This window comes from Saccharothrix texasensis, from assembly GCF_003752005.1.
GTDB lineage: Bacteria > Actinomycetota > Actinomycetes > Mycobacteriales > Pseudonocardiaceae > Actinosynnema > Actinosynnema texasense.
In genome coordinates this window covers 8,947,163-8,969,755 of the sequence record NZ_RJKM01000001.1, presented here as the reverse complement: position 1 = coordinate 8,969,755, position 22,593 = coordinate 8,947,163, and the positions used below count along the sequence as shown (strand labels likewise).

Below are 22,593 nucleotides of genomic sequence, written 5' to 3'. Positions count from 1 at the left end.
GCGCGAAGAGCCCCAATCGGACGAAATTCACCCGACGTAGAAAAAATCTCGCTACCCTCGAACCAGTGCGAATCCTCTTCTCCAGCCTAGGTTTACACGGACACACCTACCCTTTGCTGCCGCTGGCGATCGCCGCCCGCGAGCTGGGCCACGACGTCACGTACTTCACCGGCGCCGCGTTCGCGAACGCCCTGACCTCGCACGGCATCGAGCACGTCGAGGGCGGCATCGACCTGCGCGCGGCGTTCGAGATCGCGAACGAGGGCGCCCCGGTGACCAAGCCGCAGGACGCCGACCCCGACCGGATCGCGGCCGCGTTCGCCTCGGTGCTGCCGCGCGCCTTCGCCGCCGAGCTCGCGCCGGTCCTCGCCGACCTCAAGCCCGACCTGGTGGTGCACGAGCTGGGCAACCCCGGCGCGGGACTGGCCGCGAAGGTGGCGGGCGTGCCCGGCCTGTGCCACTCGTTCGGCCGGGCGTGGGTGGCGGACGAGTTCGCGAGCAGCGCGCGCAGGCGCCTCCTCGACGTCGCCGCGGACCTGGGGGTCGAGGTCCCCGAGAACGACCCCATGGGACTCGGCAACCCGTACATCGACATCTGCCCGCCGTCGGTGCAGGAGCCGGGCTTCCTGGCCGGCCCGACGCAGCGGATCCCGCTGCGCCCGGTGCCGTTCGCCGAGCCCGGCGAGCTGCCGCCGTGGGTGCTCGAACACCGCGAGCCGCTGGTCTACCTGACGTTGGGCACGGCGTTCGGCGAGGCGGGCGTGCTGCGCACCGCGATCGACGGCCTGGCCGGGGTGGGCGCGAAGGTGCTGGTCGCCGCCGGCCCCGCGGTCGACGTGGGCGGGTTCGGCGAGCTGCCGGACAACGTCGTCGTGCTGCCGTGGGTGCCGCAGGCCGACTTGCTGCCGCACGTGGACCTCGTGGTGCACCACGGTGGCAGCGGCACGACGATGGGCACGTTCGGGGTGGGCGTGCCGCAGCTGGTGCTGCCGCAGGGCGCCGACCAGTTCAGCAACGCCGCGGTGGTGGCCGCGGCCGGGCTGGGCGACCAGCTGCTCGGCGCGGACGTGACCGCCGAGGCGATCGCGGCCAAGGCGCGGCACCTGCTCGCCGACGAGGCCGTGCTCGGCGCGGCCCGGGCGATCGCCGACGAGGTGGCCGCCATGCCCTCGCCGCACGACGTGGCGCGCACGCTGCCCGAGTACGCCTGACACCGGGTGCCCGCCTGACCGCGTCACCCGGGGGGTCGTGGTCAGGCGGGATCGCCGCGGGGCCGGCCCGGCCAAGGGCTCCTCAACACGTAAGTCCGGCCACTCACCGCAACTATCGCGCCGCTCGTCGTGACGAGCTTGACCGGTTAATCGACCCGCTGCCACGGTCGGCCACGCCACCGAAGACGACGGCGTTGGGAGACCTTCATGGCAAGACACGTGGGGACACTGGCCGTGATCGCCGCGCTCGTGGCGACGGCGGTGCTGCCGTCGCCCGCGACCGCGCACGGCAAGCCCTGGGTGGCAAGCTGGGCGGCGAGTCCCGTGGTGGGCAGCGAGATCCCGTGGAGCGACTGCCCGGCGGGCGAAGGGCTGCGCGACCAGACCGTGCGCAACGTGGTGTTCCTCAGCGCCGGCGGCGAGTCGGTGCGGGTGCGGCTGACCAACGCGTTCGGCGCGACGCCGCTGCGGGTGGGCCGTGCGACGGTCGCCGTGCAGCAGGCGGGTGACGCGGCGGTGCCGGGCACGGTGCGCACGATGACGTTCAAGGGCAGGCGGGACGTCACCGTGCCGGCCGGCCGGGAGGTCTTCAGCGACCCCGTCCGGCTGGACGTTCAGGCGCTGTCCACGCTGCTGGTGAGCGCCTACCTGCCGGACGCCACCGGCCCGCTGACCAACCACCCGTTCACCGCGCAGGGCAACTACCTCGCCTCCGGCGACCGGACCACCGCCCTGTCGGGCGGGTTCCAGGACACGCCCTGCTGGATGGTCGTCGACGGCGTCGACGTCGCGCCCGCGCGGCGGGTCGCGGGCACGGTGGTGGCCTTCGGCGACTCGATCACCGACACCGCCAGCACCACCGGCAACGCCAACCGCCGCTGGCCGGACTTCCTGGCCAGGCGGCTGGACGCGGTGCCGGGCCGCACGCTGTCCGTGGTGAACGCCGGCCTGGGCGGCAACCGGCTCATCGCCGACCGGGACGAGCCCTTCTGGGGCGTGGCGGGCGTGACGCGGGTGCGGCGCGACGTGCTGTCGCAGACCGGGGTGAAGGCGATGATCCTGCTGGAGGCGGTCAACGACATCGGCTACAGCGCGTCGGCCGAGGACCTGATCGCCGGGCACCGGGACGTGATCGCGCAGGCGCGGGCCGCGGGCGTCAAGGTCTACGGCGGCACGATCCTGCCGTTCAAGGGCTCGTTCATCTGGACGCAGGAGCGCGAGGCGACCTGGCGGACGCTCAACGACTGGATCCGCACCTCCGGCGAGTTCGACGGCGTGGTGGACTTCGCCGCCGCGACCGGCGTGCCCGGCGACCCGGCGACGCTGAACCCGGCCTACGACAGCGGCGACCACCTGCACCCGAACGACGCGGGCACGCGGGCCATGGCGGACGCGGTCGACCTGGCGATGCTGCTGCGGCGCTGACCCGCGGGGCGGACCCTCGCGGTCCGGGGTGGATCCGCTGTCGGCGAACGCCCCGGACAGCACGGCCCGCCCGAGAGCACGATGGTCGTGACCGGGGTGAGCGACGGAGGCGCCGATGGATCCGCTGGACGCCTACTCGCAGGCCGTGATCGCGGTCGCGAAGTCGGTCACGCCGCACGTGGCCGCCGTGCGCCTGCCGCGCGGCGCCGGGTCCGCGGTGGTGTTCACCGACGACGGCTACCTGCTGACCAACGCGCACGTCGTCGGCGGCAGCCGGGAGGGCACGGCGGTGTTCGCCGACGGCGCCGAGTCGCCGTTCACGGTCGTCGGCGCCGACCCCCTCGCGGATCTCGCCGTGCTCAAGGCGTCGGCGGACGCGCCCGGCGCGGCGAAGTTCGGCGACGCCGACCACCTCCAGGTCGGCCAACTCGTCATCGCCGTCGGCAACCCGCTGGGCCTGGCCGGTTCGGTGACCGCCGGGGTGGTCAGCGCGCTGGGCCGGGCGGTGCCGGTGGGCAGCGGCCGGGCGGGACGCGTGATCGAGGACGTGATCCAGACCGACGCCGCGCTCAACCCCGGCAACTCCGGCGGCGCCCTGGCCAACTCCGCCGGCGAGGTGGTCGGCATCAACACCGCGTTGGCGGGCATCGGCCTGGGCCTGGCCATCCCGGTGAACAGCACCACCCGGCGCATCCTGTCGACCCTCATGGTCGAGGGCCGGGTGCGACGGGCCTACCTCGGCGTGGTCGGCGCGCCCGCGCCGCTGCCGGACGCCGTCGCCGAGCGCACCGGGCAGCGCGCGGGCGTGCGGCTGGTGCAGGTGGTGCCCGGCGGTCCGGCCGAACGGGCGGGCCTGCGCGACGGCGACCTGGTGCTCAGCGTGGCGCGCACGCCGGTCAGCGACGCCCAGGGCATCCAGCGGCAGCTGTTCGCCGAGGCCATCGGCCTACCGCTGCCGGTGACCGTCCTGCGCAACGGCGCGATGGTCGACGTCATCGCCACGCCCGGCGAGCTCACCGCGTAACGCCATCGCGAACCGCCGGCACCCGGGCGCCCGCGCCGACTCCCGTCGCAGCCGCGCCTCGTCCGCCCGGTCCGCGCGCCGGAACGCCTTCGCCGACCGGGGCCCGGGTCGCGCCACCGCGGCGCGCGGCGACTCGTCGGGCGACGCGCGGCGCTCGGCGATCACGTGCGGCTGGTGGTCGCTCTCGGCGAAGCCCATGGCGCGGTACCAGCGCAGCGTCAAGGGGTTGTCCCGGGTCCAGGCGTCCAGCGTGGTCGCGCCGAGCGCGGTGGCGCGGGCCCGCGCCCGCGACAGCAGCGCGCCGCCGATCCCCCGGTGCTGGTGGTCCGGGTGGACGGCGATGGTCTCGATGGTGGCCAGTCCGCCGTCGACCGCCAGGTCGAGGATGCCGACGACCACGTCGCCGTCCACCGCCACGAGTTCCGCGCCGGACACCGCCGGCTTGGCCGCGACCACGTCGTCGTGGAACGCGGTGCCCAGGGACGACACCACCCGGCACCGCAGCCAAGACGGTTCGTCACCGGCGACGTAGTCGCGCACCGCGTACCCCATCGCGACAGCCTGCCCGATCGGCGTGGCGCGGGTGCACTGATTTACCCGATCGCCGGAGTCCTCGTCGCCGACATGGGCACGGCACGGCCGGCGCCGGGTGCCGGCGAGGGTGTCGGGGTCCGAGCCGGCCTCAGCGGAACGACGCGGTGAAGCAGGCGAGTCGGGCGCCCGCGCTGCCCGCGCGGCCGTGCCCGGTCTCGGTGGTCGGCTGCTCGTGCAGCACGATCGAGGACGGCACGCGGTCGTCGAAGACGAACGGCACGGTGGTCCCGGCCACGCCGTTGCCCTGGCCGTCGGTGGTCAGCTCCAGCCAGATCTCGTTGTGCGGGTTGGCGTACGCGGGGTCGACCGACGGCCGCTCGGGTGTCGCCGCCGGGTCGACCTCGTGCTGGTAGTGGGGACCGGCGTCGGTGCCGTTCCGGCCGCACGGGTCGGTGTGGGCGTGGGCGGCGTAGCCGCGGTTCGGCTGGAGCATGTCGGCGGACAGCCGCACGGTCGTCGAGCCGTCGCCGCGGCTCACCTCCAGCTCCAGCTCCGCGCCCGGCGGCGCGGCCTCGGGGTCGTAGGTGAACGCCACGTCCGCGGCCTCCGCCGGGGCGAGCACACCGATCTCCCGGCTGCCGACCTCCTCCGCGGACGGCTTGGCGCCGCCCGAACCCGGATCGCCGCCGCCGCACCCCACCGCGACGACCACCGCGGCCAAGGCGATGACGATGCGCATACCGGTTCCCTCCACGCGTCGGCTGTGATCACCGGTCGACTACCCTCGCCGCTCCGGGTGAAACCGCGCGCGCGGCGGACCACTCGGCCGGGTGGTCGAGCGCTAGTCCGCCGGACGCGGGGAAACCTCGTGGTGCCACGTCGTCGCCACGTCGAGCGGCGGCGCACCACGACCCGAGGGGGTTCGATGAGCACCCGCACCCTGATCGCCGCACTCGCGTGCACGGCGGCGTTCCAGGCGCCGATCGCGCACGCCGCCGACGATCCCGGCGCGTTGATCGCCTGCGGCACCACCGAAGCGGACCGCGTCACCTCGCGCGAGGAGGCGCTGGCCCGGTCGCAGTCCTGGTTGGACGCGCGGGTGCCGTACAGCCAGCAGGCCTGCTACCGCAACGAGCACGGCAGCTACCGCACCGACTGCTCCGGCTACGTCTCGATGGCGTGGGGCCTGACGCACTCCCGCACCACGACCACGCTCCGGGAGGTGGCCGCGGAGATCCCGCGCGCCGACCTCCGCCCCGGTGACGCGCTCACCACCTCCTACCACGCCGCGCTGTTCGTGCGCTGGGCCGACGACGCGAAGTCGGAGCCGGTCGTGCGCGAGCAGACCGGCCCCGACGGCGCGGCTCCCGTGGAGCGGAAGTGGACGGCGCAGACCGCGAACGCCTACACCCCGCTCCGCTACTACCGGGTCACCGGGGACTGACGCCTCAGCTCTGGCACCCCACCCCGTTCAGGGTGAACGCGGTCGGCTTGCCGTTGGCGCCCGTCCAGCTGCCGAGGAACCCGAACGACACCGAGCCGCCCGGCGCGATCGTGCTGTTCCACGAGGCGTTGCGCACGCTCACCGCCGAGCCGGTCTGGGTGTGGACGCCTCCCCACAGCTGCGTGACCCGCTGACCGTCGGCGAACGACCACGCCAGCGTCCACGCGGTGACCGGCGCGTTCCCCCGGTTGGTGACCCGGACCTCGCCCTGGAAACCGCCCTGCCACTGGCTGCCGATCGCGTACGCGACCGCGCACGTCGCCGGCGGCACCGTGGTCGTGGTGGTCGTCGTCGTGGTGGTCGTGGTCGTGCTGGTGGGCCCGCCGATCCGGCCCGGGTCCACGACACCCCAGTAAGCGTCCTTCGCCTGCAAGCGCGTGTCGAACAGCAGCGGGTGGTCCTTGCGGGTCACCGGGAAGCTGTCGAGCCACGTGTTGTCGTCCGCCAGGCCCCACAGCGTCACCGAGCTGATGTTCGCCGAGTACTTCTTGTACAGCTCGAAGAAGTCCCGGTACCGGTAGGCCTGCGCGAGCAGCACCTCGGCGGGCGGGGTCGGGTAGGACTGGCTGTCGTCGGTGTAGATCGAGACGTCCATCTCGGTGATCTGCTGGTCGATGCCCAGCGGGACGAACTTGGCCAGCATCGCCTCGGTCTCCGCCACCGACGGCCACTGCACGTTGACGTGCATCTGGTGGCCCACCGCGTCGATCGGCACGCCCTCGGCCCGCAGCCGCACGACCAGGTCGTGCAGCTTGTCGCGCTTGGCCGGCACGTTGGTGTTGTAGTCGTTGATCACCAGCTCGGCGTCCGGCGCGACCTCGCGAGCCACCCGGAACGCGGTGCGCAGGTAGTCCAGGCCGGTGATCTCGAACCACTTGCTGCGGCGCAGGCCGTCGGCCTGGTTCTCGTCGATGACCTCGTTCACCACGTCCCACACCGGGATGTCGTCGCCGAAGTGGCCGACGACGCCGCGGATGTGCGCCTCCAACCGGGCCAGCAGCAGCGCCTTGTTCTCCGGCGTCGCGGTCATGTCGTTGCCCGCCGCGTCCTTGAACACCCAGGCGGGCGTCTGCTGGTGCCACACCAGCGTGTGCCCGCGCACGGCCGCGCCGTTGGCCTTCGCCCAGGAGACCAGGGCTTCCGCGTCGGTGAAGCGGAACGCGCCCTCGGTGGGTTCGGTCGCGTCCCACTTCAGCGTGTTGCCGGGGGTGATCGAGTCGAAGTGCTTGGCGAGCAGCTGCCCGTGGTTGTTGAGCAGCTCGGCGTTGCCGACGGCGGCGCCCACGGCGAAGTGGTCGGCCAGCACGTCCTTCAGCGACGGGAGGTCGGTCTGGATCGGCGGCAACGGGGTGTGGGAGAGGGAGAAGTCGTCGATGTGCAGGGACGCCGTGGCGCTGCTCAGCTCGACGTACGTGGCCAGGAACTCGACGTCGGCGGCCAACGTGTAGCTGCCGCGCAGGTTGGCCCAGCCGTCGGCGGTGACCGCGGTGTCGCCCACCACCTGGTCGTAGCTCGCGGTGCCGCCGGTGCGCCGTTCCACGGACAGCCGGGCCTGCGTCGGCGCCTCGCCCGCCGCCAGGCGGACCCACACCGACAGGTCGTACCGGATGCCCTTCTGCGCCTTCTCCAGCAGGTTCAGCGTGGGCCCCTGCCAGGACTGCTCACGTCCGGTGACCGCGAGGCTGTGCGTGCCGCCGTGCGCGACGGCGGTGCTCGGCGCGACCGCCTCACCGGCCCGGGACGTCCAGCCTTGCGCCGTGCCGTCGTCGAACGTGCTGGAGACGACGACCACGGGTTCGTCGGCGGCTGCTCGGGGGCTCGCGTGCGCCGCCAACGTGACCAGGCCGGCCAGGACCGTGGTCGCGAGCACACCGGCGAGAACTCTCCTCATCGAGAATCCCTCTTCCGTCGGACGCGTTCTGGGAGCGCTCCCAGAACATCTCGCCGGACTATAGGCAGGCGCGCCGACCCCCGCCCAGCCGCCGTTCAGCCCAAACCGCCGGCGGTCACGCCGGGACGAACCCGCTCAGTCCGCCGCGATGAGCGCTTGAGGCGCGGCCTGCTTGATGCGCGTGCGCAGCCACGTGAGTTGGCGGGCGGTCTCCTGCTCGCCGGACGTGACGACGTCCAGCAGCTCCCCGTCGCGCAGCCCTCGGGCGGCCTGGCCGACGACGGTCCAGGTGATGTCGGTCAGGCTCGCCAGCGTGTAGAGGTCCTGGAGGTCGCGCAGCAGGCCGACCGCACCGCTGCGGGTGGACCCCAGCCCGGCGGCGTGCAGCCGCTCGGGCTCCACCTCGCGGTGCTCGCCGTAGCGCCGCACCACCGGCGCCAGCGCCTCGGCCTCGTGCTCGACGCGACCGGCCAGCACCCGGCAGGTGTGCCACACGTCCGGTTCGTCGCCGTGCCCCTGGCCGACCTGCCGGAACGCGTCGGCCAGGGTGGTCAGCGAGTGGTGCAGCAGGCCCAGGTAGGTCGCCAGGTGCATGGCTCAGCCCTTCGGAGCGACGTGCGGCAGCACGCCGGGTGTCCGGTCGGGGGTCGGCGGCGGCGCGGGCGGGTCGGCCGACGTCACGTCCTCGCGCACGTCGTCCTCCCCCCTGGTCGCCGGGACGCTCGCGAGGTCGTGCGGCGCGGACGCCGTCGTGGTGGGCGCGGGCGCCGGGCCCGTGCCGTCGGCCGACTTGGTCACGCGCACCGCGGCCAGCTTGAACAGCGGCTGCTTGGACACCGGGTCCCACTCGGTCATCGTCAGCTCGTTGGCCGCGCGCGCGTGCCGGTCGCCGTCGGTGTCCCAGTAGCCGTAGTGGAACGGCACGAACACCACGCCGTCGCGGCCGCGCCCGACCCGGGCGGGCGCCTCGACCCGGCCGCGCGGCGACTCGACGCGCACCAGGTCGCCCTCGCGCACGCCCAGCGCGTCGGCGTCGCGGGCCGACAGCTCCACCCACGGCTCGGGCGCGGCCCCGCGCAACCGCCGGGACCGGCCGGTCTTGGTGCGCGTGTGGAAGTGGTAGGCCGTGCGGCCGGTCGTGCACACGAACGGGTAGTCCTCGTTCGGCTGCTCGGGCGGTGGCGCGTACTCGGCGGCCTTGAGGAACGCCCGGCCGTCCGGACGTCGCGCCCGGTACCGCTCCGGCGCCGTGGCGCCCCCGGTGAGCAGGTCGTGGCCGTAGTCCTCGCACACGTCGGGGTGGGTCGGGAACACCCCGTCCGCGTAGAGCCGGTCGCACCCGTCGGGGTGGTCCTCGTCGCACGGCCAGGGGATGCCGCTGCCACCGCGCAGCTTGTCGTAGGACAAGCCGGTGTAGTCGCACAGCCTGCCCCGGCTGCACTCCTTCCACGCCTCGAACGCGCCCTCCGGGTCGTGCCAGCCGATCAGCGGCGCGCCGTCGCGGTCGCGCAGGTCCATGCGGCGGGCGTAGTCCAGGAAGATGTCCAGGTCCGACCGCGCCTCGCCGGGCGGCTCGACCGCCCGCTCCGACAGGTGCACGGTCCGGTTGGCGTTGGTGAACGTGCCCTGCTTCTCGCCCCACAGCGCGGCGGGCAGCACCACGTCGGCGTACTCGGCGGTCTCGGTGCGGAAACCGTCCTGCACCACCACGAACAGGTCTTCACGGGCCAGGATCTCCCGGACGCGCGGCAGTTCCGGCAGCGACACGGCCGGGTTGGTCGCCGAGATCCACAGGAACCGGATGGAGCCCTGCTCGGCGTAGCGCCAGAGCTGCATGGCGTGCGTCGGCGGCGCCCAGTGCGGGATCGTCGCCGGGTCGACGTTCCACAGCCGCGCCAGCTGCTCGACGTGCTCGGGGTTGGCCCAGTTGCGGAAGCCCGGCAGGTCGCCGTCCGCGCCGCACTCGCGCGTGTTCTGCGCGGTGGGCTGCCCGTTCATCTGCAGGACGCCGCTGCCCGGCGAGCCGATCAGCCCGCGCAGCAGGTGCAGGTTGTTGACCTGGCAGGACGCCGCGGTGGCCTGGTGCGACTGGTAGAAGCCCTGCAGCACGGTGGACAGCACCCGGTCGGACGTGCCGAAGATCCGCGCCGCGCGCCGCAGGTCGTCCGGGTCGATCCCGCAGGTCTCGGCCACGTGCTCGGGCGTGCACGGCTCGACCGTCGCGGCCAGCTCGTCGTAGCCGAGGGTGTGGGCGTCGACGTAGTCGCGGTCCACCCAGCCGTTCGCGATCACCTCGCGGACCAGGCCGTTCATCAACGCCTGGTTGGTGCCCGGCAACGGGGCCAGGTGCACGCCGCCGGACGCCACCGCCGCGTCGGCCACCTTCGTGCGCCGGGGGTCGACCACGACCACCGCGGGCCGGTCGGGGCCGTGCAGCCGGTCCAGCACCCGCGACCACAGCACCGTCTGCGTCTCGGCCATGTTGTGCCCGAACAGGAACAGCGCGTCGCACGAGTCGACGTCGTGGTAGCTGCCGGGCTGCCCGTCGGAGCCGAAGCTCTCCTTCATCGCCGCCGCGGCCGTGGCCGTGCACAGCCGGGTGTTGCCGTCCATGTGCGGCGTGCCGAGGCCCGCCTTGCCGATCACGGCGAGCGTGTAGTACTCCTCCAGGAACAGCTGCCCGCTGGTGTAGAACCCGTGCGACAGCGGCCCGACCTCGGTCAGCAGCTCCCGCGACCGGCGCACGACCAGGTCCATCGCGGTGTCCCAGTCGGACTCGACCAGCACACCGCCCCGCCGCACCAGCGGGCGCGTCAACCGGTCGTCCCCGTTCCACTGCCACGAGCCGTACAGGCCCTTCGGCCCCAACCGCCCGTGGTTGACCACGTCGCCCGCGCGGCCGCGGACCCCGACCATCCGCCCGTCCTTGACCGCGATGTCGCACGCGCACCCGTTGCTGCACAGCACGCACGCCGACTGCACCCACCGCTCGACGTCCGCCTCGGCCACGCCCTCGTCCAGGTGCAGGTCCACCCGCACCGGCCACGGCGCGTCCTTCGCGTGCGGCGTGCGTGCGCCCCAGATGTCCGCGATCCGATCGGCCATGCGGTTCCTCCGTCCACGCCGCACTCGACCAGCGCGTCGACCGTCGCCGCCGCCCGTGCTCACCGGGGCGTGTACCCGCTCAGGTCCCCGGCAACCGGCGCGACGGGGTCAGGCGGTGATCGTGGCCGCCACGACGCAGGTGTCGTCCAGCGGTGTGGCGGGCACCAGGCGCGACGTCAGCGCCTCGGGCATCCGCGCCGGGTCCAGCTCCGCCACGAACCCCCGGATCTCCTCCACCAGGCGTTCCAGGTCGTCACCGCGGGCGCCGGCGGACGGCCGCTGCTCGATCAGGCCGTCGGTGAACATCAGCACCGTGTCGCCGGGCGCGAGCAGCGTCCGCGCCGTCGCGTACACCGCGCCCCGCACCGCGCCCAGGATCGGACCCGCGGGCCGGTCGAGCCGCTGCACGTCGTGCGACCGCAGCAGCAGCGGCGCGGGGTGACCCGCTTGCGCCCACGACAGCCGGCGCGTGGTCGGCTCGAACCGGCCGACGACGGCCGACGCCAGCGTCACGCCGCCACCGCCGGTCAGCATCCGGTTCAGCACGTCGAGGACGCCCGCCGGGTCCGGGTTGGTCAGCGCGGCCCCCGTCAGCGCGTACCGCAGCTTCGCCATCGCCGCCGCCGTCGCCAGGCCGTGCCCCGCCACGTCGCCGATGGCCAGCAGCGTGCTGCCGTCGTCGATCGGGAACGCGTGGTACCAGTCGCCGCCGACCTCCGCCCACTGCTCGGCCGCGAGGTAGCGCACCGCCACCCGCATCCCCGGCAGCTCCAGCGGCCGGCTCGGCAGCGGCAGCACGGCGGAGCGCAGGTGGTTGGCCACCTGGTGCTCCTGCGCGAACTGCTCGCTGAGGTCGAACACCCGCTTCTCCGCGCGCCGCATCGCGGTCACGTCCTGCAGCACCACGTCCAACCGGACGGGCCTGCCCTGCACGTCCAGCACCGGCTCGCCGATGAACCGGCCGTACCGGACCTGGTCGCCGGCGCGCAGGCGCAGCTCCGAGTCGGCGCCCTCGCCGTGCTCCAACATCCGCCGCACGGCGTTCTGCAGGATCGGCAGGTCCTCACCGACCACGGACGCCCGGATCTCGTCCAGCGGCATCGGGCCGAGCGCCGGGTCGCGGTCGAAGATGACGTAGAGCTGGTCGGACCAGTCGATCTCGTTGGTCACCAGGTTCCACTCGCCCCAGCCGATGTTGCCGAGCCGCTGGACGTTGCGCAGCCGCTCCAGCTGCAACGGGTCCTCGTGCTCGTGCCACGCCAGGATCAGGCCGTCGCCGAACTTGCCGATGGTCAGCGTGTACCGGCCCTGCTGCGGCAGGCCGGGCGTGTTCTCCTCGTAGTCGAAGAGGCTGACCACCTCCCTGACCCCGGTGCGCAGCACCCGGAAGTACGCCGCCCACAGCTCCGTGCCCGCGACGGTCGGGTAGCTGGTCAGGATGGTGCGCCCGACCAGCTGCCGGTAGCGGCGGCCGGTGAAGTCGACCGCGTCCGGGCTGGCGGCCTCGAAGCGGAAGTCGACCACCTCGCCGTTGTCCCCGTGCACCGCCCCGAGCAGGGCCACCGAGCCGGGCAGCACGTCGAGCAGGTGCTGGACCCAGAGCGTCCAGTTGCGGCCCCGCGCGACGCCGTCCGCGCCCACCAGCGCCAGCAGCGTGGAGCCGGCCGCGCGGACCATCACCTCCAGCTCCCACCGCTCCTCGGACGGGAAGTCGTGCGCGCCGGCCCACAGCAGGCCGACCACGCCGGCGATGCGGGTCCGGTCCTGGAACGGCAGCCACGCCCGCGACCTCCACACCGTCTCCGGGTCGCCGATCACGGTGTGCAGCCGGCGGGCCTCCTCCAGGTCGGGCAGCCACTGCGGCAGGCCGCTGCGCACCGACGCGAGGACACCCGTGCTGAGCCGCAACGGCACCCGCTCCCACTCCAGCCGCACCGTGGCGGGCACGTTCGCGGCGGCCTCCAACCGCAGCCCGCCGTCGGGTTCGAGCAGGTAGACCAGCACGCTGTCGCAGCCGACGTGCTCGCGGACCAGCTCGGCCAGCTCCTCCGAGTCGGTCGCCGTGCCGATCGCCGCGAGCGCCACCGGCTGCGGCGTGCGCTCACCCGGCGGGGCCGGCGGCGGCTTCGAGAGCCCCACCTGCCGCACCCGGCGCTCCGGGTCGTACAGGCCTTCGGTGGACACGGGCGACAGGCCGGGCGCGGGCGGTGGCGGCGGCACGCCGAGCACACCGGCCGCGATGACGGCCAGTTCGCTGCCCGTCGCCTGGGCCAGCCGCACCATGTCCTCGAACGCCTCGTCCGGCCGGCACGACAGCCGCTCGGCCAGCACCCCCTTCGCCTGCTCGACGACGGCCTGCGTGCGCGCAGCGGACCTCAGCCGGTCGATCTCGTCACGCTGCCGGGCGACGAGGTCGGCCAGCGCAGAACCGGTCGGATCCCGCTGCACCGCCATCGCGTCCAGCATCACCCGCCCACCCGCGCACGGCCAGCCGAGCCCCCAGCCGATCCGGCCCCACCGCCCCGCGCACCCTCCGTCGACCGCGGCCCGGCCACCCGAAGGGATGAGTCGGAGGACACTCCGGATCGCGGAACACCCGGCGCCTCCCGGCGCGTTGCACGGGACGGTCGGTGCGGTCCGTGTCCCCCGGGCCTCACCTTCAAGCCTTCGCGGAACACCGTTCGGCTGGAACCGCGTCGGGCAACCCGCCGAGAGGCGACCGCCGCGCCGACCCCCGAACCAGCCTCCGGCCGCGCTCTCCCCCCGCGCGGTCGGAGGCTGCCCCACCTCCCCCGTTGCACGCCCTGTGCCGCACGTCACGCCGCCGCGCTGTCACGAGGACCGGGTCGCCGGTGCCTTGTGCACGTCAGCGCAGGGCAACAGAACGGAAACCCCGTCGTGAGCAAGATCTGGTTCGTCACCGGTTCGTCGCGCGGCCTGGGCCGCGACTTCGTCGAGGCCGCCCTGTCCCGCGGCGACCGGGTGGCCGCGACCGCCCGGAACTCCGCGAGCCTGCACGACCTCGTCACCGCCCACGGCGACGCGGTGCTCCCGCTGGAGGTGGACGTGACCGACAAGGCCGCCGTCTTCGAGGGCGTGAACCGGGCCGTCGAGCACTTCGGCCGCCTCGACGTCGTCGTGAACAACGCGGGCTACGCCCAGGTCGGCGCGATCGAGGAGCTGACCGAGCAGGAGCTGCGCGACCAGTTGGAGACCAACCTGTTCGGCGCGGTGTGGGTCGTCCAGGCCGCGGTGCCCCACCTGCGCGCGCAGGGCTCGGGGCACATCGTCCAGCTGTCCTCGGCGGCCGGTCTCGTCGCGATGCCGCTCGGCGGGGCCTACCACATGTCCAAGTGGGCGGTCGAGGGCTTCGCCGAGGCCCTCGCCCAGGAAGTCGCCGGGTTCGGCGTCAAGGTGACCGTGGTCGAACCCGGCGGCTTCGCCACCAGGGGCGGCAAGAACCCCGACCCCCTGGCCAACGGGCACCTGGCCCGGACCAGCCCGGTCTACGACGACCTGCGCCGGCGGCTCGCGGGCCTCGTGGCGGAGCAGCCCGCCGGCGATCCGGCCGCCGCCGCCCGGGCGTTGCTCGAGATCGTCGACGCCGACCGGCCGCCCCTGCGGGTCCTCTTCGGCCAGGGCTTCTACCCGATGATCCGGCAGGCCTACGCCGACCGGCTCCGGACGTGGGACGAGTGGCAGGACCTCTCGGCGCGGGCGCACGGCGCCCTCGACCGGACCACCGACGCGCGGTAGCGGGGTTCGCCGGCACCGACGTGCACGAGGCCGGGAACCGTCCGCTCGATCGCGTGCGGCGGCTCCGGCCGCGCGCCCGGCCGTTCGACGGCGGTCAGGCGGTCGACGCCGGACCCGCGGTCACCGACCCGCTCTCCCCCGCCCGTCGGGCGAGCTTCGCCTCCACGATGGCCACCAGGTCGGTGACCGTGTTCCGCTGGCTCACCTCGTGCTCGCTGATCCTGATCCCCAGTTCCTGACCGAGGGCCTCGATCAGCTCGACCGCGGTCAGCGAGTCGATGTCCAGGTCGGCGAGCGTCGCCTCGGGTGTCACGTCCTCGGGGCGGACCCTGAACTCGTCGGTCAGGATGGAACCCACGACCGCCTGGGCGGAACTCATACCGTCTCTCCCTCTGTCCTCAACAAGTGGTCACCGGTCTTCGCCACGCTGTGGAGCACCTCGCGCACCCGGTCGACGTAGCCGGCGACGCTCACGTCGGCCGTCTCGGTGGCCGGGTAGCGCGCGGTCAGCCAGAACCCCTCGTCGGTGCGGTGGGTCCAGATGTTCACCTTGCTGCCGCTGGTGCTGATCCGGACCAGGGGCCTCGCGTCCCACTCGGGCCACCGCGAGACCCCCGGCACCACCCGCATGTCGGCGAAGGAGACGAACGGGAACACCTCGGGCATCCGCCGTTCGAGTTCCCGTTCGATGCCGAGGATCTCCGCGATCCTCGGCATCGGCACGCGGCTCAGGCGCAGCGCGGTCTTCGCGGACCGCTGCGCGACCGGCACCACGTCGAGGAAGCTGCCCGCCGCTCGCACGTCGATCTCGATCGGACCCACGCCGATGTACCACCCCATCGACGACAGCCACTCACGCCGGGTGCGGGTGCTCGACGGCATCACCGTCCGGTAGACCGGCTCGCCCGTCACCTGGTGGGCGACGATCGCCAGGGCGGCGAGCAGCCCGGCGAGGAAGCCGCCGCCCGCGTCGTGGCACGCCTCCTCGACCGCGTCGGCCTCGGACGCGTCCAGCAGCAGCACGTCCTGCTTGGCGTGCGGCAGCTCTTCCCCGTCCGGGACACCGAGGTCGAGCGGGAACCGCAGCACCCGGTCGCCACCGGCCTCGATGAACCGGGCCCAGTGCCCGACGGCCGGGTGGTCGGCGTCGACCTCCCGGGCGGCGGCGCGCTCCACCCCGCCGAAGTCCACGTAGCTGCCGACGTCGTGGTGCTCGACCGGGCGCCCGGCGACCGCGGCGGCGTACAGCTCCTGCCACTCGGCGACGGCGGTCATGACGGACGACCCGTCGGTGTGCGCGTGGTCCAGCGCCACGATCACCGTCGTGGAGTCCGCGCGCTCCACGGTCTCCACCACGTGGCTGGGCAGGCTGAACGCGCCCGTCGCGGCGTCGATGCGCTGCTCCAGGCAGGCCCGGAGATCGTCGTCGCTCGCGAAGTCGCCCACGACCACGTCCCGCACGGACACCGCGTCGGGCTCGACCGTGAAGCGCTCCGTCCCGGCGCCCGTCGCCCGGAACGCCGTGCGCAGCGTCTCGTGCCGCTCGACCCACGTCCGCAACGCCTCGCGGAACGCCTCGACGTCCAGCGGCCCGGCGAGGTCGAACCGGAACCCCATCCACAGTGGAACCCAGGCGTCGCGCGCGGTGAGCGACGTGACGAACCTCAGGTGCCACTCCTGGTTGTACGACGGGGGCGCACCGCGCTCGGCCGAACTCGCCGCTTCCCGGAAGGGCGCCTCGTCCAGTGACCACTCCCTGAGCCGGCCAGGACGCACGCGGTACTCGGAGAGCGTCGTCATCAGCATGCCCTTGATCAGCTCCCCTTGGTGGCTGGTGAAGGGCACAGCTTTCACCGTGGGTCCACGTGCGTCGATCCCTCGGGAGCGTGAAGAGCGTCCACTTCCGAGTGATCACAACCGGTTACGCCAGTCGGTGATCCGGGCGGGCCGGAGGTGCGGCGGCACGTCAGCTGTACGCCTTGGCCTGCAGCGCGAACAGCTCCGCGTAGAGGCCGCCGCGGGCGGTGAGCGCGGCGTGGTCGCCGGTCTCCACCACCCGGCCGCCGCCGACCACGATGATCAGGTCGGCCATGCGCACCGTGGAGAACCGGTGGGACACGAACACGGTGATGCCCCCGGTTCGGCCGGCGACCCGCTTCGCGTGGTCGGCGTACCGCTGGAACAGGACGTGCTCGGCTTCCGGGTCCAGCGCGGACGTCGGCTCGTCGAGCACGAGGAGCAGCGGGGCCTCCCGCATCATGGCCCGGCCCAGCGCCAGCTTCTGCCACTGGCCGCCGGACAGCTCCGCGCCGTCGGCGTAGCTCTTGCCCAGCGGGGTGCTCAGGCCGTCGGGCAGGTCGTCCGGCACGCCGGCGGCGCCGGCCCGCGCCAGGGCGGCGCGGACGGCCGGCTCCGACGACAGCCGAGGCAGGTCGCCGAGGCCGACCACGTGCCGGGCGGTGAACTCGTACCGGACGAAGTCCTGGAACCCGGCCGCGATCCGCGCGCGCCACTCGTCGACCGCCATGCCGCGCAGGTCCGCGCCGTCCACCAGGATGCGACCGGCGGAGGGCCGGTAGAACCCGCAGAGCAACTTGACCAGGGTCGACTTGCCCGCGCCGTTCTCGCCGACGATCGCGACGGTGGCGCCGGCGGGCAGGTGCAGGTCGACGTCGCGCAGCACGGGCACGTCGGTGCCGGGATAGGTGAAGGCCACCCCGGCGAGGTCGATCCCGTCGCGCAGCCGGGCGGGCGGCGCGTGCAGGGGCGCGGCGGTCGCGGGGCCGGTCACCGACGCGGTGACCTCGGTGAGCCGCCGGTACGCGCCCGCCATCCGCTGCAGGTCCTGCAGGAGGGCGACGGCCGTCGCGACCTGCTGGTTGACCTGGGCGGCGAGCACGATCACCAGCACGACGTCGCCGACACCCCGCCGGCCGGCTATCGCGTCGCGCACCACGAGCAGCACGCCGCCGATGTACGCGAGCGCGAAGACCACCTGTCCCGCCGCGCGCACCCACGTCGCGGTCAGGTGCGCGCGCCACAGCCCCCGCGTCGCCCGCGACCACAGCCGGTCGTGCCGGGCCCGCAGCTCGTCCCGCACCCCGGAGACCCGCAGCTCGCCGGCCAGGCGGGCGGACGTGGCCAGGTGGAACAGGTTGAGCGCGGCCCTGGTCGGCTCGGCGGTCGCCGTCCGGGCCCGGTCGAGCACCCGTTCGGCCACCCGGCCGGCGAGCAGGGGCGGCACCGCCGCGACGGGCAGCAGCAGCAACAACGGGTTCTGCACGGCCAGCAGGACCGCGGTGAGCACCACCGCGAGCACCAGGCCGACACCGTTGAGCAGCGCTTCGAGGCCGGTCCGGAACTGCCTGCCCTCCTGCCGCAGCACGGTCCACGTGTCGGCGTCCTCGGCCCGTTCGTGGTGCTCGATGCCGGCCGAGCCGTTCGACACCTCGATCACGCGCTCGTCGAAGTCCAGCTCGGCCAGCTCCGAGAGCTCGTAGTAGGCCAGGTGGGCGAAGTGCGCGAGGGCCAGCACCAGCACCGCCGACACGGCCACCGCCACGCCGGCGAGCACCGCGCGCCCCGGCGTGCCCGCGACGACCTCGCGGGTCATCCACCCGAGCGCGGCCGCCAGCAGCGGGGCGGCGACGGCGCCGGCCGTCATCAGGACCACCGCCAGCGCCGTCTTGCGCGGGTTCAACCGCCACGCCGTGGCGATCATGGTCCACGCGCCGGTCAGGAGCACCTTCACCCGGGCGCTCCCTCGACCGCGTCGACGGTGTCGAGCAGGTCCGCGGTGTCGGGCACGTCGGTCGGGTCCGCGAACCGGTCGGCCTGCAACCGGAACAGCTCCGCGTAGCGCCCGCCGAGGGCCAGCAGGTCCGCGTGGCCGCCCTGCTCGGCGACCCGGCCGCGTTCGAGCACGACGATGTGGTCGGCGTGCCGCACGGTCGAGAACCGGTGCGAGATGAGCAGGGTGGTCGCGCCGGCGGCCAGGCGGGCGAACTCCTCGAAGAAACCGGCCTCCGCGCGCACGTCCAGGCTCGCCGTCGGCTCGTCCAGCACCACCACCCGCGCGCCGTGGCGCAACGCGAACAACGCCCGCGCCAGCGCGACGCGCTGCCACTGGCCGCCGGACAGCTCCGCACCGTCGGCGAGGTGCCGTGCCAGCGGCGTGTCCAACCCGCGGGGCAGGCGCGCCACGGCGTCCGCGAGGCCGACCGACTCGACCACCTCGCGGACCGCCTCCCGGTCGTGCAGGAAGCGGACGGCGCCGAGCGCGACGTTGTCCGCGACGGACGACTCGTACCGCACGAAGTCCTGGAAGATCACGCTGAGCCGGGTGCGCCACTCGTCGACCGGGAACGCGCGGAGGTCGACGCCGTCGAGCGTGATCGCGCCTTCGGTGGGCTCGTGGAGCCTGGCGAGCAGCTTGACCAGGGTGGTCTTGCCGGCGCCGTTCACGCCGACGACGGCCGTGCAGCGGCCGACCGGGATCGTCAGGTCGAGACCGTCGAAGATCACGCGCCGCTGACCGGGGTACCGGAAGCCGACGCCCTCGAACCGGATCGCGCCGACCGGCTCGGGCACCGCCGGCCGCCGCACGGGCGCGGCGTCTTCCCCGTGGGCGTCGACGTGCGCGTCGACGTGCGCGGCGAACCGTCGCACGGCGTCGTAGGCCCGCATGCCGATCGCGGTCGGCAGGTCCGCCTCCGGGTAGTGCTCGGCCAGTCGCAGCAGGCCGAGGCTCGCCGTCGCGACGAGGACGAAGCCGGTGAGCGTCATCTCGTGCGCCGTCGCGCCGACCACCCCGAAGACCACGCCGGTGACCGCGAGGGCCGCGACCGAGAACCGGACGAACGGCCACAGGTAGATGGCGCGACGTTCGGCCCAGAGGGGTTCGAGGTAGCGCAGGTGGGTGTCGCGCAGGCGTTGCCGCAACCAGCCGGCCAGGCCGAACACCCGGATCTCCTTGCCCGCGGCGGCCCCGCCGGCCAGGTCGCGCAGGTAGTCGACCTCCCGCTGGTCGGCGGCGAGCAGGGACCGGGTCTTGGCGTAGCGGCGCAGCCCGCCGCGCTGGCCGTGGCGGAACAGCAGCACGGTGACGACCAGCGCCGCCGAGGCCGGCCACGAGAACACCACCCCGACCGCGACCGCGCAGCCGGTGAGCTCGGTGTACCGCGCGATCAGCGCGAGCAGCCCGGTGGCCGCCCGGCCGGGGCTCTGCACGCCGAACTCCACCTCGCGCGCGGCGGTGCGCAGCGCGTCGAGCGCCTGCTGGTCCTCCAGCGGGCCGAGGCCGGGGCCGCGCAGCGACGCGGCCATCAGCTCGTCGAACACCCGGCCGTCGATCCGGCGCGTCGTCAACTCGCCCATCGCGCGCTCCACCGGGGAGAGCAGCTGCCTGGCCACGAACGCGCCCGCCGCGACGCCGAACGCCGCGACCAGCGAGTCCCACGCGCCGGAGTCGAGCCCCGCCGCCACCGCCGCCGGCACCCGTCCGAGCACCATCGCCGTCGCCACGGTGAACACGACCGGGAGGCACCCGAGCAGCAGGTTCACCCCGACCGACGCGGCGACGAGCCAGGCGCCCGCGCGGGGGAGCAGCCGGACGATGTCCCGCCGTGCGGCGAACTGCTCCCGCGCGACGGCCAACCCCTCACCCATGTCGTCGGTCTACCGTGCGGTCAGGTAGTCGGCGCAGCGGGGCAGGCCGCGTTCCTCGATGACCTGGTTGAAGTTCGAGAAGCGGATCGCGGGTTGTTCGACCAGGAGCTGGAGGATCGGCGTCCCGTACTTCTCCGCGATGTAGCGGTAGTTCTCCAGGGCGAACCTGGTGTTGTCGTCGTGGTTCTTCTCGTGCGGGTAGTGGATGGAGCTCGCCTCGCGGCTCACCGCGAACCGGGCCCCGGCGCGGTGCAGCCGGTAGGCGAGGTCGAGGTCCTCGCCGCCCCACTGCCGGAGCCGCTCGTCGTACATGCCGACCTCGCGCACCTGCTCGGTCAGCGCCGACGCGTGGCAGGTCCAGTACATCAGCCACGGCGCGGGCAGGTGGCCGAAGTCGTCGGAGTACCGCTCGTAGAACGGTTCGCGCACGTCCGGCCACGCCCGCGTGCGCGCCAGGTGCCCGATGGAGGCGTCGACGTCCTCGACGTCGACCACCTCGCGGATCCGCTGGGCGTCCTCGTTGTCGAGGTTGAAGCAGTACACGTACCCGTTCAGCGCCAACGGTTCCGCGGACGCCTCGTGGCCGGCGACGTGCGCGCTCAGGCTCCCGGAGTGCAGCAGCACCCCGGAGTCGACGAACACGCAGATCTCGCCGGTGGCGTGCCGGATGCCGGTGTTGCGGGCCTCGGCGACCCGGTAGCCCTCGTCGGGCTGGTAGAAGTACCGCAGGTCGAGCCGGTCCTCGAACTCCCGCACCAAGGCCGCCGTGTCGTCGGTCGAGCCGTCGTCGACGACCATCACCTCGAACCGGTCACGGGGCAGGTCCTGCGCGGCGAGCGAGTCGAGCGTGAGTTCCAGCAGCCGTCTCCGGTTGTAGGTCGGGACGATCACCGTGCAACGCGACGAGCTACCCACGAGAGGTTCTCCTTGTCGACGTCCCGCCTCGCACGACGAGGCCGGGGGATCCGGCGGGACCGTCACGGAGATCCGCTCTCCCGGGTGGCGCCCCGCCGATCACCGCGCAAGTCTGCCGAGCTGCGCGAGCGCCGGTCAACACCGCGCACGAAGTCCTCTGCGGCGGCGGTGCGGCCCGGTCGATGCCGGCGTGCGGCTCGCGCCCCCAGCGAAGACGACCCCGCACCAGGCCCGCGCGACCCACCGCGAGCAGCGGTCCGACAGCCCGCAGCACGGTCGAGGCCAGTGGTCGCAGGTCCGGCGGCGCACCGGCGCCGGCCTTGGCGCACCGCGATCCGCGGCGGGCGCGGTGCGGGCGGTGCAGGACCGCCCGCACCGCGGTGGTCATCGCCGTCGCGAGCCGTGGTGGGTCAGTGCGAGACCTGCCAGTGGCTGTTCGCGGTCTGCAGGGTGAACGAGAGCCCGTAGCAGCCGAAGTCGGTGCTGGACACGCTGCCCGGCGGCGTCACCGAGGAGTTGGCCGTCGTCAACGCCGTCCACGTGCCGTTGAGCTTGACCTGGAGGTTGGCCGCGTGGAACTGGGTGCCGTAGGTCTCCGTGCAGTAGTAGCCCTCGCCGGTGGCCGAGTTGTACTCGGTGTACACCTCGAACATGCTCCAGCCGCCGTGCGGGTCGATGAGCTTGACCGGGTCGGCGCTGGTGAACAGCGCGTCCCAGGACGAGGTGGTGTAGTTGTACAGGTAAGCCGTCCACGAGTTGGTCAACGCGTTGGTCTGCACGTCCAGGACTTCGTAGGCGGGCAGGCCCTGGAACGTCGTGGTGTAGGTGCTCAGGAACGTCGAGTCGATCCACGCCACGGCGGCGAAGCCGGGCGAGGCCGCGCACCAGTCCCAGGCGCCGACGCCGTTGCCGCCCTGCCAGTAGAACGTGGTGACCTCGATGCAGGTCTTGCCGCTCGGCACGAGCGTCGGCGCGTACACCACGTCCGGGTTGCCGGACGGGATGCTGATGCCGGGGTTGACGGTGTGGGTCGCCTGCGCGCCGTCGGAGACGACGGTCGGGAACGTGCCCCAGACGGAGTGCAGCGAGCCGCTCCACGGCGGGAGCGGCACCGCGTCGGCACTGGCCCGCCGCTGCTCGTGCCCGGCCTGGAACTCCTCGCCCCGCTTGAGGACCTGCGCGCTGAGCTCGGCGCCGGCGGCGGCTCTGGCCGCGTCACCCCGCAGCGCGGGCACGGCTTTCCCGCTGACCGGCGACTCCGGCGTCGGCCGGGCCGCCGCGACCGGTTCGACCGGCGCGGACGCCGCCGAGGCCGACCCGGGCAGCGCGGGCACCAGGAGCGCGCCGGCGGCCACCACCGCGACGGCGACCCGGCGCAGCGGTGAGCGGCGTGACGGACGTGCTGAGAGCGATGAAGACGGCACTGCCGTTTCCTCTCGACAGAAGGATTGGCGTACCGCGGACGTGGAAGGGCGCGAACGACTCGTGCTTGTCCCCCCAGGACGTCGCGGTACCCGAAGCCTGCTCTTCACCGGCGAGCGCGGCCATAGCGCGACGACGT

The 22,593-nt window shown here is 73.7% G+C and carries 17 protein-coding genes; 5 read left to right on the top strand and 12 right to left on the bottom strand.

What is annotated here, in order from left to right:
• Positions 1–65: 65 nt before the first annotated feature.
• The 3 genes from EDD40_RS39945 to EDD40_RS39935 all read left to right on the top strand — a co-directional run bounded on the left by EDD40_RS39945 (position 66) and on the right by EDD40_RS39935 (position 3,660).
• On the top strand, positions 66–1,211 hold the full coding sequence (locus tag EDD40_RS39945) for a glycosyltransferase (RefSeq protein ID WP_123747479.1): 1,146 nt from the start codon (positions 66–68) through the stop codon (positions 1,209–1,211).
• Positions 1,212–1,418: 207 nt separating this feature from the next.
• Complete coding sequence (locus EDD40_RS39940; protein WP_123747478.1) at positions 1,419–2,636, top strand: SGNH/GDSL hydrolase family protein; 1,218 nt, start codon at positions 1,419–1,421, stop codon at positions 2,634–2,636.
• Positions 2,637–2,751: 115 nt separating this feature from the next.
• Entirely contained in the window at positions 2,752–3,660 is a 909-nt protein-coding gene (locus tag EDD40_RS39935) for a S1C family serine protease (protein ID WP_123747477.1), read from the top strand.
• Here the strand turns inward: EDD40_RS39935 and EDD40_RS39930 are convergent.
• Positions 3,583–4,212, bottom strand: coding sequence for a GNAT family N-acetyltransferase (locus EDD40_RS39930; protein WP_123747476.1), 630 nt, complete (start codon positions 4,210–4,212; stop codon positions 3,583–3,585). The two genes, EDD40_RS39935 and EDD40_RS39930, sit on opposite strands and share 78 nt — an antisense overlap.
• 130 nt (positions 4,213–4,342) lie before the next feature.
• The gene (locus EDD40_RS39925; RefSeq protein WP_211348356.1) at positions 4,343–4,933 is read right to left on the bottom strand and encodes a superoxide dismutase; all 591 of its coding nucleotides are present in this window, start codon (positions 4,931–4,933) and stop codon (positions 4,343–4,345) included.
• A gap of 186 nt (positions 4,934–5,119) precedes the next feature.
• Between EDD40_RS39925 and EDD40_RS39920 the strand changes: the two genes are divergently transcribed.
• Positions 5,120–5,638, top strand: coding sequence for an NlpC/P60 family protein (locus tag EDD40_RS39920; protein ID WP_123747475.1), 519 nt, complete (start codon positions 5,120–5,122; stop codon positions 5,636–5,638).
• Positions 5,639–5,642: 4 nt separating this feature from the next.
• Here the strand turns inward: EDD40_RS39920 and EDD40_RS39915 are convergent, their stop codons facing one another.
• The 4 genes from EDD40_RS39915 to EDD40_RS39900 form a co-directional block, all read right to left on the bottom strand.
• Positions 5,643–7,589: an endo-1,4-beta-xylanase gene (locus EDD40_RS39915; protein WP_123747474.1), complete on the bottom strand. Its 1,947-nt coding sequence runs from the start codon at positions 7,587–7,589 to the stop codon at positions 5,643–5,645.
• Between the two features lie 135 nt (positions 7,590–7,724).
• Positions 7,725–8,183 (bottom strand): hypothetical protein, encoded by a 459-nt coding sequence (locus EDD40_RS39910; RefSeq protein WP_123747473.1) that lies wholly within the window; start codon positions 8,181–8,183, stop codon positions 7,725–7,727.
• 3 nt (positions 8,184–8,186) lie between these two features.
• Positions 8,187–10,694 carry a molybdopterin oxidoreductase family protein gene (locus tag EDD40_RS39905; RefSeq protein ID WP_123747472.1) on the bottom strand — a complete coding sequence of 836 codons (2,508 nt, stop codon included), beginning with the start codon at positions 10,692–10,694 and terminating at the stop codon, positions 8,187–8,189.
• A 108-nt stretch (positions 10,695–10,802) separates the two neighbouring features.
• On the bottom strand, positions 10,803–13,160 hold the full coding sequence (locus tag EDD40_RS39900; RefSeq protein ID WP_148089067.1) for a SpoIIE family protein phosphatase: 2,358 nt from the start codon (positions 13,158–13,160) through the stop codon (positions 10,803–10,805).
• 432 nt (positions 13,161–13,592) lie between these two features.
• Between EDD40_RS39900 and EDD40_RS39895 the strand changes: the two genes are divergently transcribed.
• Positions 13,593–14,450, top strand: coding sequence for an SDR family NAD(P)-dependent oxidoreductase (locus tag EDD40_RS39895; protein ID WP_123747470.1), 858 nt, complete (start codon positions 13,593–13,595; stop codon positions 14,448–14,450).
• A 94-nt stretch (positions 14,451–14,544) separates the two neighbouring features.
• Here EDD40_RS39895 and EDD40_RS39890 read toward each other — a convergent pair whose 3' ends face one another.
• The 6 genes from EDD40_RS39890 to EDD40_RS39865 all read right to left on the bottom strand — a co-directional run bounded on the left by EDD40_RS39890 (position 14,545) and on the right by EDD40_RS39865 (position 22,456).
• On the bottom strand, positions 14,545–14,829 hold the full coding sequence (locus EDD40_RS39890; RefSeq protein WP_123747469.1) for an acyl carrier protein: 285 nt from the start codon (positions 14,827–14,829) through the stop codon (positions 14,545–14,547).
• Positions 14,826–16,295 carry a condensation domain-containing protein gene (locus EDD40_RS39885; RefSeq protein WP_123747468.1) on the bottom strand — a complete coding sequence of 490 codons (1,470 nt, stop codon included), beginning with the start codon at positions 16,293–16,295 and terminating at the stop codon, positions 14,826–14,828. Before EDD40_RS39885 ends, EDD40_RS39890 begins: the two co-directional genes overlap by 4 nt.
• Positions 16,296–16,416: 121 nt before the next feature.
• The gene (locus EDD40_RS39880; protein WP_123747467.1) at positions 16,417–18,201 is read right to left on the bottom strand and encodes an ABC transporter ATP-binding protein; all 1,785 of its coding nucleotides are present in this window, start codon (positions 18,199–18,201) and stop codon (positions 16,417–16,419) included.
• The gene (locus EDD40_RS39875) at positions 18,198–20,117 is read right to left on the bottom strand and encodes an ABC transporter ATP-binding protein (protein WP_123747466.1); all 1,920 of its coding nucleotides are present in this window, start codon (positions 20,115–20,117) and stop codon (positions 18,198–18,200) included. Before EDD40_RS39875 ends, EDD40_RS39880 begins: the two co-directional genes overlap by 4 nt.
• Before the next feature lie 9 nt (positions 20,118–20,126).
• Positions 20,127–21,032 (bottom strand): glycosyltransferase, encoded by a 906-nt coding sequence (locus EDD40_RS39870; protein WP_123747465.1) that lies wholly within the window; start codon positions 21,030–21,032, stop codon positions 20,127–20,129.
• A 410-nt stretch (positions 21,033–21,442) separates the two neighbouring features.
• Positions 21,443–22,456 (bottom strand): carbohydrate-binding protein, encoded by a 1,014-nt coding sequence (locus EDD40_RS39865; RefSeq protein ID WP_148089066.1) that lies wholly within the window; start codon positions 22,454–22,456, stop codon positions 21,443–21,445.
• Positions 22,457–22,593: the final 137 nt, after the last annotated feature.